Source organism: Erwinia sp. AK-PDG3-5, assembly GCF_056821705.1.
In genome coordinates this window covers 1,061,393-1,077,066 of record NZ_CM165967.1, presented here as the reverse complement: position 1 = coordinate 1,077,066, position 15,674 = coordinate 1,061,393, and the positions used below count along the sequence as shown (strand labels likewise).

The 15,674-nt window shown below is 55.4% G+C and carries 10 protein-coding genes; 3 read left to right on the top strand and 7 right to left on the bottom strand.

Features of this window, described 5'->3' with window-relative positions; translation table 11 throughout:
• The first annotated feature begins 30 nt into the window (after positions 1-30).
• Positions 31-390, top strand: coding sequence for a 6-carboxytetrahydropterin synthase QueD (queD, locus tag AC1UKS_RS04900; RefSeq protein WP_013203555.1), 360 nt, complete (start codon positions 31-33; stop codon positions 388-390).
• 104 nt (positions 391-494) lie between these two features.
• Here the strand turns inward: queD and queE are convergent, their stop codons facing one another.
• A complete protein-coding gene (queE, locus tag AC1UKS_RS04895; protein ID WP_265908655.1) occupies positions 495-1,166 on the bottom strand; it encodes a 7-carboxy-7-deazaguanine synthase QueE in 672 nt (223 codons plus the stop codon).
• A gap of 146 nt (positions 1,167-1,312) precedes the next feature.
• Positions 1,313-3,199, bottom strand: a complete 1,887-nt coding sequence (locus AC1UKS_RS04890) for an acyltransferase family protein (RefSeq protein WP_482435995.1) — start codon at positions 3,197-3,199, stop codon at positions 1,313-1,315.
• Between the two features lie 313 nt (positions 3,200-3,512).
• Here AC1UKS_RS04890 and AC1UKS_RS04885 point away from each other — a divergent pair, with 313 nt between their 5' ends.
• Positions 3,513-4,910: an amidohydrolase family protein gene (locus tag AC1UKS_RS04885; protein WP_482435994.1), complete on the top strand. Its 1,398-nt coding sequence runs from the start codon at positions 3,513-3,515 to the stop codon at positions 4,908-4,910.
• 82 nt (positions 4,911-4,992) lie between these two features.
• Here the strand turns inward: AC1UKS_RS04885 and eno are convergent, their stop codons facing one another.
• The 5 genes from eno to rlmD form a co-directional block, all read right to left on the bottom strand.
• Positions 4,993-6,288: a phosphopyruvate hydratase gene (gene eno, locus AC1UKS_RS04880; RefSeq protein WP_013203559.1), complete on the bottom strand. Its 1,296-nt coding sequence runs from the start codon at positions 6,286-6,288 to the stop codon at positions 4,993-4,995.
• 135 nt (positions 6,289-6,423) lie between these two features.
• Positions 6,424-8,061 carry a glutamine hydrolyzing CTP synthase gene (gene pyrG / locus AC1UKS_RS04875; RefSeq protein ID WP_013203560.1) on the bottom strand — a complete coding sequence of 546 codons (1,638 nt, stop codon included), beginning with the start codon at positions 8,059-8,061 and terminating at the stop codon, positions 6,424-6,426.
• A gap of 194 nt (positions 8,062-8,255) precedes the next feature.
• Positions 8,256-9,038 (bottom strand): nucleoside triphosphate pyrophosphohydrolase, encoded by a 783-nt coding sequence (gene mazG / locus AC1UKS_RS04870; protein ID WP_482435993.1) that lies wholly within the window; start codon positions 9,036-9,038, stop codon positions 8,256-8,258.
• A 206-nt stretch (positions 9,039-9,244) separates the two neighbouring features.
• Positions 9,245-11,473: a GTP diphosphokinase gene (gene relA / locus AC1UKS_RS04865; protein ID WP_013203562.1), complete on the bottom strand. Its 2,229-nt coding sequence runs from the start codon at positions 11,471-11,473 to the stop codon at positions 9,245-9,247.
• A gap of 32 nt (positions 11,474-11,505) precedes the next feature.
• Positions 11,506-12,822: a 23S rRNA (uracil(1939)-C(5))-methyltransferase RlmD gene (gene rlmD, locus AC1UKS_RS04860; protein WP_482435992.1), complete on the bottom strand. Its 1,317-nt coding sequence runs from the start codon at positions 12,820-12,822 to the stop codon at positions 11,506-11,508.
• A 125-nt stretch (positions 12,823-12,947) separates the two neighbouring features.
• On the opposite strand from rlmD, the gene barA reads away from it, so the two are divergent.
• Positions 12,948-15,674, top strand: coding sequence for a two-component sensor histidine kinase BarA (gene barA, locus AC1UKS_RS04855; RefSeq protein WP_482435991.1), 2,727 nt, complete (start codon positions 12,948-12,950; stop codon positions 15,672-15,674).

Below are 15,674 nucleotides of genomic sequence, written 5' to 3'. Positions count from 1 at the left end.
TTTTTTCAAGAAAAGTTTACTGAGACTGTTATGGCTACCACGCTGTTTAAAGATTTTATGTTCGAGGCTGCTCACCATCTGCCTAACGTTCCTGCAGGGCACAAATGTGGCCGCCTGCACGGGCACTCCTTCCTGGTGCGGCTCGAAATTACCGGCGAAGTGGATGCGCATACCGGCTGGATTATGGACTTTGCCGAACTGAAAGCGGCCTTCAAGCCGATCTACGATCAGCTCGATCATTACTACCTGAATGAGATTGCCGGTCTGGAGAATCCAACCAGCGAAGTGCTGGCGAAATGGATTTGGGATCAGATGAAACCGAAGCTCGCAGAACTGAGCGCGGTGACCATCAAAGAGACCTGCACCGCTGGGTGCATCTACAGAGGTTAAGCGATCGGCTGCGGCCAACGCTCTGCTTTATTATCCGCGGATAGTAAAAAGGGGAGAACCTTGCGGTTCTCCCCTTCTCTTTATCCACTGTTCACATTGGATCGCTAAGCGATGTTCAGGTACTTATGCGTCTGCATCGATAAACGCCAGTTGTGCTTGATACAGGTTTCAATGCACAGCTTAGTCGCATCGTCTTTCTGACTGATCGGCTGCAGCGCGATAATCCGCGGCTTATCATCATTCAGCGTCGCCAACAGCGCCTGCAAAGCCTCCACGTCACGCTGACGGGCCACCGGATGCTTCACTTCATCTGCGCGCACCAGCGCCTGATTCAGCACGTCATAACCACCACGCATATTCACCTTAGGCGACACCGTTACCCAGGTCTCTGCGCTACAAAGTACATTGTGGGTGCCGCTGGTTTCGATCTGGCAGCTGAAGCCGTGCTGTTGCAGCGTCGCGGTCAGCGGCGTCAGATCGTGGATGCAGGGTTCGCCACCGGTAATCACAATATGGCGCGCCGTCCAGCCATGGTTGGCAATCACTGCCAGCAGCGCGGCGGCATCGGCCGAGCCCCACGCATCGGTTTCGACGGTTTTGGTTAAGATATCGCCCAGCGAGGTTTCCCGATCGGCCAGCTTATCCCAGGTGTGTTTGGTATCACACCAGCTGCAGCCCACCGGGCATCCTTGCAGGCGGATAAAAATTGCCGGAACGCCGGTATAAAACCCTTCGCCCTGCAACGTCTGGAACATTTCATTAATCGGGTACTGCATGACAGTCTCAACTGGAAGTGAATTTAAGGGCGCAGAGTATGGCAGATTGGCGCGGAGATAGCCAAACCGCTTTGTGCTGGCTGGCGGCTATCTGACTTCCGTTGTCAGGAGATTGAAGGGGCCAGCGTGCTGCCGGCCCCGGCGGGTTACATAAAGTTGTCCTGATGCATCTCGTTCATCGCCTGCTTCGCCACGTCTTTTGCGCCACTCAGGGTGAAATGACCATAGTCGTTGGAGATGGGATGACCATCCGACGCCAGCCCACGACAGATATCGCCCGGACAGATGATGGAATAAACCGAGATGTAGCGGGTCTGCGCATCCACCATCGCCTGCTTCATCGCGCTGTCGGTCTGTTTGATGCTGTGGTCGATGGACGACGCCACCAGATCTTTACGGCCGTCGGTCTGATAGGCCAACAGGTCCGGCAACGCTTCCGAATACTCAATGGTCGGGCCCATCACGATCACGTTGTCCGACACGCCTTTCAGATGCTGAAGCGTGGCTTTCAACGGCGCAATGTCTTCCTGGGCCCAGCGTGCGGAGATGATGATGCCGTCAATCTTGTGTTTCGGGATCCACGAGCCGTAAACATAATCCACCAGGTCGGTACAAGGGTTGCGCAGCGACTGCTGGTACAGCGGCTTACAGCCTGCCGAAGTGGCCTGAATCACATTGATGCCCTGCCCGGCCGCCAGGCTGAGTGCCCGCCACAGATGGGCCGCATGGCTGTCGCCAATCAGCACGTAATTTTTCGCCGTGTCTGAGGTTTTCAGGCAGTAATCCCGATCGAACGGTTTATCTTCCTCGCTTTTACCGTCCACAAAGCAGCGGCCCAGTCGGTACTGATAGTTAAATTCGGGCATATCTTTGTACTGGGTGTATTTCGCCAGCGCCAGCGCATCGGTGGAGAATTGACCGGCGTTGTTGTCGAGATGACCTTTATAGAAGGTGCCGGAAGCCATCAACACCAGCCCCACCACCGATGCTGCCACAATTCTGCCCGGGCTGAAGACCGCCAGCTTGTAGCGGAAGGGAATTTCAATCAGGTAACGAGAGGCGACCGCCAACAGCAGCGACAGGCCAGCGATAAACAACTCGCGAACGCCAGGCGCAAAGTTCGCGAACATCCGGCTGTAAACGATAATTGGCCAGTGCCACAGATACAGGCAGTAGGAGATCATGCCGATGTAGACGATCGGCTTCAGCGCCAACACGCGGGAAACCGCTGCTTTTTGCCCGGCAAGAATAATCAGGAAGCTGCCGAGACACGGCCAGATAGCATTCCATGCCGGGAAGGGTTTATCGGTGTTGAGCCACAGGAAGCCAAACAGGATCAGCCCGAGTCCCGCCAGGCTCATCAGATGTTTAATCCCCTGCGGGACCTTCGCCATTTTGGCTTCAAGGCCGGCAACCGCAATGATGCCGCCCAGCGCCAGTTCCCAGGCGCGGGTTGGCAGCATATAGAAAGTGAAGGTCGGTTTTCGTGTCACCGCATAGATGCTTAACATCAGCGATACGGCGATAATCAGCAGCATCACCTGAGTCGTCCGCTGACGGAAGAAGCGCACCACCAACAGCAGGATCACCGGGAAGATAATGTAGAACTGCTCTTCAACAGCCAGCGACCAGGTATGCAGCAGCGGCTTCAGTTCGGCTGGCCCGGCAAAGTAGCCGGTGGTTTTCCAGAAGAAGATATTGGACGAGAACAGCAGCGTGGCCAGCGAACTGTTGCTGAGATCGCTGAACTGCGCCGGCAGCAGATGGTAGTAGCCAAAGGCCAAGGTGGTCAGCATCACCACAAACAGCGGCGGCAGAATGCGCAGGCTGCGGCGTTTGTAAAAATCCAGATAGGAGAAGGTGTTATTCATAGCGCCATTGTAAATAATGCCGCAGATAAGGTAGCCTGATATCACGAAGAAGATATCCACGCCGGTGAACCCGCCCGGGATCCCGGATATTCCTATGTGATAGGCGATTACCGGCAACACCGCCAGCGCCCGCAGTCCATCAACATCCGCTCTGTATTTCATTTTATACTGGTCCTGATTACATTTCGTTACCGCGAACTTACATAAATTGACCTGATATTTCGCCCTCCTTAACACAAATCAGACCATTCCTTAAAAGGCAGAATTGGTTCGCAACTCATTAATAAATTTCACAAATAATGCAGATCCTCCCGCTGACAGGCCGCTTTTTTCAGATAATCCTCAGGTGGCTACTGCGCTGGACTTAAAACGTGCGCTGCCAACCTTGCATATTTTTACATCGCGCAGAATTGCTAGCAATCTTCATTCAGGTAATATTGCTGGGGAAACGACCACAATAAAAAAGGAAACTGATGTGCAAACCGATCAACAAAGCCGCAGGAACTTCCTCTCTACCGGCGCCAGAATGACCGCTGGCAGCGCCCTTCTTGCCTCTGGGATGGCAGGCGCCGCAACCGTCAACACTGCATCGGCAAGCGTACCCTGCGACGATGCCAGCCAGACCAAAACCCTTGCTGATGCGCATTACGTCCTGCGAAACGTCAGGCTGGAAGAGGGATTTGAGCGCGAAGGCGAGATGGTTATCGCCACGCACACCGCGCTCTACGATCTGGAAATCAATCACGGCAAAATCGTGGCGATAAGTCAGGTTAAGGCACGCGCGGCCAGCGCCCTACCCGCCTACGATGCACAAGGCATGCTGCTGCTGCCCGCCACGCGCGATATGCATATTCACCTGGATAAAACCTTTTACGGCAGCCACTGGGAAGCGCCACGCCCGCGCAGAGGCAAAACCATCATGGATATGATTGCCCGTGAGCAGGTCATTATCCCGCGGCTGCTGCCGCACTCTGTCGAGCATGCCGAAGCAATCATCGGGCTGTTGCAGTCCAAAGGCACCACCGTTGCCCGCAGCCACTGCAATATCGATCCGGTCAGCGGCCTGAAAAGCCTGGAGCATTTGCAGATTGCCTTGCAGAAGCATCAGCAGGACTTCAGCTGTGAGATTGTGGCGTTTCCACAGCATGGCCTGCTGCACGCTAACGTCGATGGCCTGATGCGTGAAGCGATGCAGATGGGCGTGCAGTACGTTGGCGGCCTCGATCCGACTAACGTCGATGGCGCGATGGAGAAGTCGCTGGATGCGATGTTCCAGATCGCGCTGGATAGTCACAAAGGTGTCGATATTCATCTGCACGAAACCACCCCAGCGGGCATTGCCGCGGTGAAGTACATGATCAGCACCGTCGAGAAAAACCCGCAGCTGAAGGGCAAGGTCACGCTGAGCCACGGCTTTGCGTTATCGGTCATGCAGGGAAATGAGCTGGCAGAGGTGATCAACGCTCTGGCCGAGCAGCAGTTTACCGTGGCTTCCACGGTGCCGATTGGCAAACTCTCGATGCCGCTGCCGCAGCTGAGTGAGAAAGGCGTGTTCGTAATGACCGGCACCGACAGCGTGATCGATCACTGGTCGCCGTTTGGCACCGGTAGCATGCTGGAGAAAGCCAATCTGTATGCCCAGCTGTACGGCAACTCCGACGAGTTCGGCCTGACCCGTTCGCTGGCGATTGCCACCGGCAATATTTTGCCGCTCAGCGATGCCGGGCAGCGTCAGTGGCCGGCGGTCAATGATGCGGCGGAGATGATGCTGGTCGACGCCAGCTGCTCAGCCGAAGCGGTCGCCCGCGTCCCGGCGGTGCAAGCTACTTTCCATCAGGGAAGACTGGTGTTCGGCCAGCTGAAAAAGGTATAAAAAAACCGGGCCCGCGATTAACGGGCCCGGTTTAGTTTCAGCTGAAATTCCTCAGCCCGTGACGGACCGGGAAGTCAGGTCATTACTGACCTTTAACTTCTTTCAGACCGTTGAATGGCGCACGTGCTCCCAGCGCTTCTTCGATACGGATCAGCTGGTTGTACTTAGCAACACGGTCAGAACGGCTCATAGAACCGGTTTTGATCTGGCCCGCTGCAGTACCTACCGCCAGGTCTGCGATAGTAGCGTCTTCGGTTTCACCTGAACGGTGAGAGATCACTGCGGTATAACCGGCATCTTTCGCCATTTTGATCGCAGCCAGAGTTTCGGTCAAAGAACCGATCTGGTTGAATTTGATCAGGATGGAGTTAGCGATACCTTTGTCGATACCTTCTTTCAGGATCTTGGTGTTGGTTACGAACAGGTCGTCGCCCACCAGCTGGATTTTGTCGCCCAGTACTTTGGTCTGATATGCGAAACCAGCCCAGTCAGATTCGTCCAGACCGTCTTCGATAGAGACGATTGGGTACTGTTTGGTCAGGTCTTCCAGGAAGTGAGTGAACTCTTCAGAGGTGAATTCTTTGTTGCCTTCACCCGCCAGCACATACTTGCCGTCTTTGTAGAATTCAGACGCTGCACAGTCCATCGCCAGAGTGATGTCTTTGCCCAGCTCGTAGCCTGCTGCTTTTACCGCTTCAGCGATAACCGCCAGCGCTTCTGCGTTGGAACCCAGGTTAGGCGCGTAGCCACCTTCGTCACCCACAGCCGTACCCATACCTTTAGACTTCAGCACTTTCGCCAGGGTGTGGAACACTTCAGAACCCATACGGATGGCTTCTTTCAGTGTTTTTGCGCCCACAGGCTGGATCATGAATTCCTGGATGTCGACGTTGTTGTCGGCATGCTCGCCGCCGTTGATGATGTTCATCATTGGCAGTGGCATAGAGAATTTGCCCGGGGTACCGTTCAGCTCAGCGATGTGCTCATACAGCGGCATGCCTTTGGCAGCAGCAGCGGCTTTCGCAGCAGCCAGAGAAACAGCCAGAATGGCGTTAGCGCCGAACTGGGATTTGTTCTCGGTACCGTCCAGATCGATCATGATCTTGTCGATGTTTGCCTGGTCTTTTGCGTCTTTACCCGTTACCGCGTTAGCGATAGGGCCGTTGACCGCAGCAACGGCTTTCGTTACGCCTTTACCCAGGAAACGAGATTTGTCACCGTCACGCAGTTCCAGCGCTTCGCGAGAACCGGTAGAAGCGCCTGATGGTGCAGCAGCCATACCTACGAAACCGCCTTCCAGGTGCACTTCAGCTTCAACGGTCGGGTTTCCACGGGAGTCGATGATTTCGCGACCGATGACTTTAACGATTTTGGACATTAGTTTTTCCTCAGTATCAAGTTTACTTAAACTCAGACAAACAACGCCCGGATTAACCGCCATTTTGGCGCTGCAGCGGTGTGCACTGCAGCCCGGCATCTGGTGATTAGTCAGTCAGCGCCATTATGAAAATACTTAGTTTGCCAAACGCTTCTGGTAGTCGCTGGCGGCTTTCACAAAGCCAGCAAACAGCGGGTGACCGTCACGCGGGGTTGAGGTGAATTCCGGATGGAACTGACACGCAACAAACCATGGATGGTCAGGGATCTCAATGATCTCCACCAGCTGGTCATCCCCGGAGCGGCCTGCCACACGTAATCCAGCCGCTTCAATCTGCTTCAACAGCATATTGTTGACTTCATAACGATGGCGATGACGCTCAACAATGGTTTCTGAACCGTACAGCTGGTGAACCAGACTGTCGGTGGTCAGCTGGCACTGCTGGCTGCCCAGACGCATGGTGCCGCCTAAGTCGCTCTGCTCGGTGCGCTGCTCAACATTGCCTTCTTCATCACGCCATTCGGTGATCAGTGCCACTACCGGATACTTACAGTCTGGCACAAATTCCGTGGAGTTTGCGCCTTCCATTCCGGCGACGTTACGGGCGAATTCCATCAGCGCAACCTGCATACCCAGGCAAATGCCGAGGTAAGGAACGTTGTTCTCACGCGCGTAACGGGCGGTCATCAGTTTGCCTTCCACACCACGGTAGCCGAAGCCGCCAGGGATAAGAATAGCATCCAAATCTTTCAGCAATTCGACACCGCGGGTTTCAACATCCTGCGAGTCGATCAGCTTGATGTTTACCGTCACACGGTTTTTCAGACCACCGTGCTTCAGGGCTTCAATCACTGACTTGTACGCATCTGGCAGCTCGACATATTTGCCGACCATACCGATAGTCACTTCGCCGCCCGGATTGGCTTCTTCGTAGATCACCTGTTCCCATTCGGCCAGGTTTGCTTCCGGTGCATTCAGATTGAAGCGCTTACAGATAAAGTCATCCAGACCCTGGGATTTTAACATGCCCGGGATTTTATAAATGGAATCAACATCTTTCAGCGAGATTACCGCTTTTTCCGGCACGTTACAGAACAGGGCGATTTTCGCACGTTCGTTGGCGGGTACGGCGCGATCGGAACGGCAAATCAGCACGTCTGGCTGGATACCGATGGACAGCAGTTCTTTTACCGAGTGCTGAGTTGGCTTGGTTTTCACTTCGCCAGCGGCGGCCATGTAAGGCACCAGCGTCAGGTGCATATACAGGGTATGCTCGCGGCCAACCTGAACCGCCATCTGGCGGATAGCTTCAAGGAATGGCAGGGATTCGATATCACCCACGGTGCCGCCAATTTCAACCAGCACCACATCATGGCCTTCACCGCCTTCGATGATGCGCTCTTTGATGGCATTGGTGATATGCGGGATAACCTGAATGGTCGCGCCCAGATAATCGCCCCGGCGCTCTTTGCGCAGGACTTCTGAGTAGATACGGCCAGTGGTGAAGTTGTTACGACGGCTCATCTTGGTGCGGATGAAACGCTCGTAGTGACCCAAATCCAGATCGGTTTCTGCGCCGTCGTCGGTGACGTACACTTCGCCGTGTTGAGTTGGGCTCATGGTGCCTGGGTCCACGTTGATGTACGGGTCCAGTTTCATGATGGTCACGTTAAGACCGCGTGCTTCAAGAATAGCGGCCAGGGAGGCTGCGGCAATGCCTTTTCCCAGAGAGGATACGACCCCGCCGGTCACAAAAATATAGTTCGTTGTCATGCTGAACCTGAGAAAGTAGGTTTAAAGACGATGGAATAACCAGGACGGGAAAACAGTCTACCCGAATCCCTGCAGTGCCACAATTAATCGTTTCCGATTGTCTGCCTGCCACCGTATTGACCGGCAAAATATTACCCGATTTGCCGGCGGCGGAGGTTGATACAAGTCACACTTTTGTTGAATCGAGTCAGCTATTACTCGCGGGATTTGATTTGCTGCCAGGCGGCTTCCATCTGTTCGAGCGTCGCGTCCTGCATCGCCAGCCCTTGATCGGCAATGATCTGCTCAACCTGACGGAAGCGGCGTTCGAATTTATCGTTGGCTTTTTGCAGCGCGATTTCGGCTTTGCTACCCAGATGCCGCGACAGATTCACCGTGGCAAACAGCAGGTCGCCAATTTCTTCTTCCAGCTTCTGCCGATCGACGACCGCCTGCTTAGCCTCATGCATCACTTCGTCGATCTCTTCATACACTTTGTCCAGCACCGGCCCAAGCGTATGCCAGTCGAAGCCGACGTTACTGCAGCGTTTCTGAATCTTGTGCGAGCGCATCAAGGCCGGCAGCGCGCGCGGGATATCATCCAGCGCCGAATGCTGCGCTTTGTCCGCCCGCTCGCGGGTTTTGATCTGCTCCCAGTGAGTCAGCACGTCCTGACTGCCGTTAACCTTCACGTCAGCAAAAATGTGCGGATGGCGGCGTTCCAGCTTATCGCTGATGGTGTGGCAGATATCGTCGAAGTTAAAACGCCCTTCTTCATTGGCCATCTGCGCGTAAAACACCACCTGGAACAGCAAATCGCCCAGCTCGCCCTGCAGATCGTCAAAATCTTCACGGCTGATGGCATCCAGCACTTCGTAGGTTTCTTCAAGGGTGTAAGGCGAGATGGTGGCGTAAGTCTGCTCGCGGTCCCACGGGCAACCGCCTTCAGGATCGCGCAGGGTTTTCATGATGCCCAGCAGGCGATCGAGTGCATTCATAACATTTTCCATAAACAGATTGGCAAGCGCTGACAGCCTGAAGGTTGTCGCTCTTGATGTGAACGTATCTTTAACAACGTCGTGGCGTAACTGTCGCAGTCAGGTTGCGACCCGCCAGCGCAGAGGCCAGGGAGCATATTCGAGTATGTGACCTGGACGAGCACTGCCGGGACGCAAACTGGCAAGTAAAATCGCCACCTGACAAATTAATGCAACCGCCTGGCGTCGATGATGTCAGGGACCTGGTTCAACCGCGCAATGACTCTTCCCAGCACCTGCTGGTTGTAGATCTCAATATCCATATCGATGGTCGCCAGCTGTTTTTTGGTGTCGCTGCGGCTGGAAACACCCAGCACGTTGACCTTTTCATTGGCCAGAATGGTGGTGATATCGCGCAGCAGGCCGCTACGATCGTTGGCGGTGACGCGCACCACCAGCGAATAACCGCTGGAGTAGCTTTCGCCCCACACCGCATCAACAATACGTTCCGGCGCATGCGAGGTCAGATCGGTCAGCTGATCGCAGTCGGCGCGGTGGATCGAGATCCCGCGTCCCTGGGTGATAAAGCCGACGATATCGTCGCCCGGAATGGGCTGACAGCAGCGCGCAATATGGTGCATCAGATTGCCGACGCCTTCGACCACCACCCGCCCACTCTCTTTGCTGCGCGGTGCCGCTGATTTCTGCGTGAGCTGACGCAGCGCCTCGCGATCTTCTTCTTCAGCACTGGGCTTGTGCAGCTTCGACTGCAGGAAGTTGCTCATCTGGTTGAGACGGATATCGCCACCGCCGATGGCGGCCAGCAGCTCATCCAGCGAGTTAACGTTGTAGCGCGGCAGGAGCAGCTTCTCTGCCTCTTTCATGCTGATATCAAGATGGTCCAGCTCGCTGTCGAGGATCTGACGACCCGCCACCACGTTCTTGTCACGATCCTGCTTACGGAACCAGGCATGAATTTTTGAGCGCCCGCGACTGGTGGTGACATAGCCGAGGTTCGGGTTCAGCCAGTCGCGGCTCGGGTTCGGCTGCTTCTGGGTGATGATGTCGATCTGGTCGCCCATCTGCAGCTGATAGGTAAAGGGCACGATGCGCCCGCTGATCTTGGCGCCGATGCAGCGGTGGCCGATATCACTGTGGATATGATAGGCAAAGTCGAGCGGGGTCGAACCCGCGGGTAAATCCACCACGTCGCCTTTCGGGGTAAACACATACACCCGATCGTCGAACACCTGGCTGCGTACCTCATCCAGCATTTCACCGGAGTCCGCCATCTCTTCCTGCCAGGCAATCAGCTTACGCAGCCAGGCAATACGTTCCTCATGACCTGCCGCACCACGCGCATTGCCTCCGGTGCCACCCTCTTTGTATTTCCAGTGCGCGGCAACGCCCAGCTCGGCATCTTCATGCATCTGGCGGGTACGGATCTGCACTTCAACGGTTTTGCCTTTCGGCCCCAGCACCACGGTATGGATTGACTGGTAACCGTTCGGTTTCGGATTGGCAACATAGTCGTCGAATTCGCTCGGCAGATGGCGATAGAGCGTGTGCACAATCCCCAGCGCACCGTAGCAATCCTGCAGGCGTTCGGCCACGATACGCACCGCACGCACGTCAAATAGCTCGTCAAAGGTCAGCGACTTTTTCTGCATCTTGCGCCAGATGCTGTAGATGTGTTTCGGACGGCCATAGACCTCGGCCTTCACGCCCTCTTTCACAATCTCCGTACGAAGGGATTGCACAAAGGTGTCGATGTAACCTTCACGATCGATGCGCCTTTCATGCAGCAATTTGGCGATGCGTTTGTATTCGTCGGGATGCAGATAGCGGAAGCAGAAATCTTCCAGTTCCCATTTGAGCTGGCCGATCCCGAGGCGGTTCGCCAGCGGCGCGTAGATATTGGTACATTCTTTCGCCGCCAGCACGCGCTCATCTTCCGGCGCATCCTTCACTTCGCGCAGATGGGCAATACGCTCGGCGAGTTTGATCACCACGCAGCGGAAATCTTCCACCATCGCCAGCAGCATCCGGCGGACGTTATCCACCTGCTCAGGCGCCATGGAATCATTGTGGGTGGCTTTTAGCTGGCGGATGGCGTCCATATCACGCACGCCGTGCACCAGTGAGACAATGGCTTTACCGAAGTGTTCTTCCAGCACCTCTTCAGAGACGACGTGGGTGTTGGCGAGGGGAAACAACAGCGCGGCCCGCAGGCTTTCGTTGTCCATACTGAGCATGGAGAGGATTTCCACCATCTCCACGCCTCGCCACAGCAGCAATGCCGCGTCAGGATGATTCCGGGTAGCTTCTTCGCAATAGCGCCAGGTCTCGGCCAGTCGTTCACATGACTGCGGATTAGAGATCCCCAAACTGGTGATCCATTGGTCGAGTGCAAACTCGCCAGCCGTATTCAAATGTGCACTTCTTACCGCAACCATATCCTCTCCTGCCTTGACGCCCGTCCGGGCGCCTATTTTCGGCTAAATAACACCATGGATTCCACGTGCCCGGTATGCGGAAACATATCAAGCAGCGTAATCCTTTCCAATTGGTAGCCGGAGGTCAGAAGACTCTGACTATCCCGAGCAAGTGTAGTCGGATTACAGGAAACATAGACCACGCGTTCGGGTGCAAGTTTAATGATGTGATCCATCACGCCTGCCGCCCCGGCACGGGCCGGATCCAATAACACCTTGTTAAATCCCTCTGCGGCCCATGGCTGCCGCGTCACGTCCTCTTCCAGATTGTGCTGAAAGAAGCTGACATTATTCAGATTATTCAGGGCGGCATTATACCCCCCCTTTAACGCTAATGCTGCAACACCCTCAACACCCGTAACATTTTTAACGATTTTTCCTACAGGCAACGTGAAGTTTCCCATGCCGCAAAACAGGTCAAGCACCCGATCTTCCGGTTGCAGATCCAGCCATGCTAACGCCTGGCTTACCATTTGCTCGTTCAGCGCGCCGTTGACCTGAATAAAATCGCGCGGGCTGAACGTCAGGGTCAGGTCATGGATGCGGTAGAACGGCATCTCCCCATTTACCTGCTCCAGCGTATCGCTTTCTGCTGCCAGGTATAACGCCACCTTATGCTTATGCGAAAACTGTTCCAGTTTTTCACGATCTTCAGCAATTAATGGCTCAAGGTGGCGCAACACCAGCAGCGGGCCGTTATCGGCCAGCACCAGCTCGATATGCCCTAAGGTGCTGACTGCGTGTAAAGTGCTCAACACCTGATGCAGCGGCGCGATCAATGCATTAAGTTCGGGCTTTAAAATAGGGCATTGCGTCAGAGAGACCAGATCGTTGGAGCCCGCCTTGCGGAATCCCATTTGCAGCGTTTTACTGCGAGGCTGGTAGCTGAGGCCCAGTCGGGCACGACGTCGATAGCCATATGCCTCGCCGGAAAGGATGGTATCGACCTCGGCCGGCTGACCGGTTTGCTGGCTCAACAGACGCGACAGCGCCTGGGCTTTGCTGCTCTGTTGTAAAGCAGGTGAGACGTGTTGCTGCTGGCAGCCGCCACATTCGGTGAAGTGCGGGCATTTTGGCGTGACGCGGTCCGGGCTGGCCTTGAGGATTTTGCGCGTTTTTCCCCGGGCCCAGGCGCGTTTATCTTCGGTGATATCGACTTCCACCTGCTCACCTGGCAGCGCGCCAGCGATAAACAGCGCTTTGCCATTATGCCTGGCCACGCCCTGGCCAAATCCATCGAGGTCATTAACCGTCACTATGATGATCTGGCGGGTCGTCACGCGCCGTTTTGCAGAGTAGAATTGCGCCATTATTCGCCTGTCCCGAAAGTAATCAGCTGTGTCAGCCACTAAAAAGCGTGCGTAGCCTACACCAGCATACGGATTAATTCGACCCGCGTGATGGCCGGGCGAAAGAGATTTTCTTAAGGAAGTTTATGACCAAATATAGCCTGCGGGCACGGATGATGATTTTAATACTGGCCCCGACGCTGATGATTGGCCTGTTATTAAGCACGTTTTTCATCGTACATCGCTACAACGAGCTGCAGAACCAGTTAGTGGACGCGGGCGCCAACATCATCGAGCCGCTGGCGGTCGCCAGTGAATATGGCATGACCTTTCACAGTAAAGAGTCGGTCAGGCAGCTGGTCAGCCTGCTGCACCGTCGCCACTCGGAAATCGTCCGCTCTATTTCGATTTTTGACGCGCAAAATCAGCTTTTCGTCACCTCGAACTTTCATACCGACGCCGATAAGCTTCGGCTCCCGGCCGGGCAAAAACTGTCGAATTTATTCAGCTATCAGCGCAAAGGCAATTCGGTCATTCTGCGCACGCCGATTGTTTCTGAGAGCTACTATCCCGACGAGTCACCCGGCGAAGATGCCAAACCCGACGGCAATCCCCTCGGCTATGTGGCGATTGAATTAGATCTGCAGTCGGTGCGTTTGCAGCAATATAAGGAGGTATTTGTCTCCACCCTGCTGCTGCTGCTCTGTTTGTGTCTGGCGATGTACTTTGCCTATCGCCTGATGCGCGATGTCACCAGCCCGATCCGCGATATGGTCAGCACCGTTGACCGCATTCGTCGCGGTCAGCTGGACAGCCGGGTCAACGGCAATATGCTCGGTGAGCTGGATATGCTGAAGAACGGCATCAACTCGATGGCCATGTCGTTAACCGCCTACCACGAAGAGATGCAGCAAAATATCGACCAGGCGACCTCGGATTTACGCGAAACCCTGGAGCAGATGGAGATCCAGAACGTCGAGCTGGATTTAGCCAAAAAGCGCGCGCAGGAAGCCGCGAGGATCAAGTCCGAGTTCCTGGCAAATATGTCGCACGAGTTGCGCACGCCGCTGAACGGCGTGATCGGCTTTACCCGCCAGACGCTGAAAACCCCGCTGAATATTACCCAACGCGACTATCTGCACACCATCGAGCGATCGGCCAATAACCTGTTAAGCATCATCAACGACGTGCTGGACTTTTCCAAGCTGGAAGCGGGCAAGCTGGTGCTGGAAACCATCCCGTTCCCGCTGCGCGACACGCTGGATGAAGTGGTGGTGCTGCTGGCGCAGTCGGCCCATGAAAAAGGGCTGGAATTAACGCTCAGCATTCAGCCGGAGGTGCCGGATAATACCATTGGCGATCCGCTGCGCCTGCAGCAAATCATCATCAATCTGTTAGGCAACGCGATTAAATTTACCGAGCGGGGCAACATCGATATCCGTATTGAGCTGCGTTCGCTGAGCACTAACCGGGTGAATCTGGAAGTGCAGATCCACGATACCGGTATTGGCATCTCCGAGAAGCAGCAGTCGCAGCTGTTCCAGGCGTTCCGTCAGGCCGACGCCAGCATTTCCCGTCGCCATGGCGGAACCGGGCTTGGGCTGGTGATCACCCAGAAGCTGGTGAACGAAATGGGCGGGGAAATCTCGCTGCACAGCCGGATGAATCAGGGCTCCACCTTCTGGTTCAATATCAACCTGGCGCTGAATCCGAATGCCAATAGCGATCGCCGGGCGACGGACTGCCTGATCGGCAAACGCCTGGCGTATGTTGAAGCCAACAGTGCCGCAGCAAAAGCGACGCTTGAAATGCTTGGCGCCACGCAGATGACCATCAGCTACAGCACCACGCTGGATGGCCTGCCGGACGGGCATTTTGATGCCCTGCTGCTGGGCCTGCCGGTGACCAAACAGGCCGACAGGGAAATCTCCGCCGAGCTGCTGCTGCCCGCCTTGAAACGCGCCGATAACCTGATCATGGCCCTGCCTTGCCAGATGCAGATTTATGCCGAGGAGCTGAAGTCTCGCGGCGTCAACGCCTGCCTGATTAAGCCGGTCAGCCTGACGCGTTTACTGCCGGTACTGATTGAGAACCATACCCGCGAAGCGGTCTACCTCCCTTCCCGTCTGCGTCTGCCGCTGACGGTGATGGCGGTGGATGATAATCCGGCCAACCTCAAGCTGATTGGCGCGCTACTGGAAGAACAGGTCGACAATATCGTGTTGTGTGACAGCGGTGAAGCGGCGATCAAGCAGGCGCAGCAGCACAATCTGGACATTATCCTGATGGATATTCAGATGCCGGATATCGACGGCATCCGCGCCAGCGAAATCATCCGCAGTTATCCGCAGCACGCCTCCACGCCGATTGTGGCGGTGACTGCCCATGCGCTGGATGGTGAGAAAGAGCATCTGATTGAAGCCGGAATGAACGACTATCTCGCCAAGCCGATTGATGAAGCCAAACTGAGCCAGCTGCTGGCGCGCTACACGCCGGGATTACTGGCGGTGGCGGCAAAACTGCAGGATGTTCCGGCGTCGCTGGACTGGCAGCTGGCGCTGCGTCAGGCGGCGAATAAGCCGGATTTGGCGCGCGATCTGCTGCAAATGCTGGTGGACTTCCTGCCTGAGGTGAAGGGGCTGGTAGAGAGCTATATGGCGTCTGACGATACGCTGGCGCTACGTGACATTATTCATAAGCTGCACGGCAGCGCCAGCTACAGCGGCGTGCCAAGGCTGAAGCAGCTTTGTCTGCAGCTGGAACAAGGCCTGCGCGCCCATGGCAGCATTGATGCGGTGGAACCGGAGCTGTTTGAACTGCTGGATGAGATGGAAAATGTGGCCAGACTGGCGAAAAATCGGTTGAGTCTCTAA

Bases quoted from the DNA above. Each gene is read 5' to 3' on its own strand.
- queD (WP_013203555.1), top strand. From the start codon at position 31: ATGGCTACCACGCTGTTTAAAGATTTTATGTTCGAGGCTGCTCACCAT.
- queE (WP_265908655.1), bottom strand. From the start codon at position 1,166: ATGCAGTACCCGATTAATGAAATGTTCCAGACGTTGCAGGGCGAAGGG.
- AC1UKS_RS04890 (WP_482435995.1), bottom strand. From the start codon at position 3,199: ATGAAATACAGAGCGGATGTTGATGGACTGCGGGCGCTGGCGGTGTTG.
- eno (WP_013203559.1), bottom strand. From the start codon at position 6,288: ATGTCCAAAATCGTTAAAGTCATCGGTCGCGAAATCATCGACTCCCGT.
- pyrG (WP_013203560.1), bottom strand. From the start codon at position 8,061: ATGACAACGAACTATATTTTTGTGACCGGCGGGGTCGTATCCTCTCTG.
- mazG (WP_482435993.1), bottom strand. From the start codon at position 9,038: ATGAATGCACTCGATCGCCTGCTGGGCATCATGAAAACCCTGCGCGAT.
- relA (WP_013203562.1), bottom strand. From the start codon at position 11,473: ATGGTTGCGGTAAGAAGTGCACATTTGAATACGGCTGGCGAGTTTGCA.
- rlmD (WP_482435992.1), bottom strand. From the start codon at position 12,822: ATGGCGCAATTCTACTCTGCAAAACGGCGCGTGACGACCCGCCAGATC.
- barA (WP_482435991.1), top strand. From the start codon at position 12,948: ATGACCAAATATAGCCTGCGGGCACGGATGATGATTTTAATACTGGCC.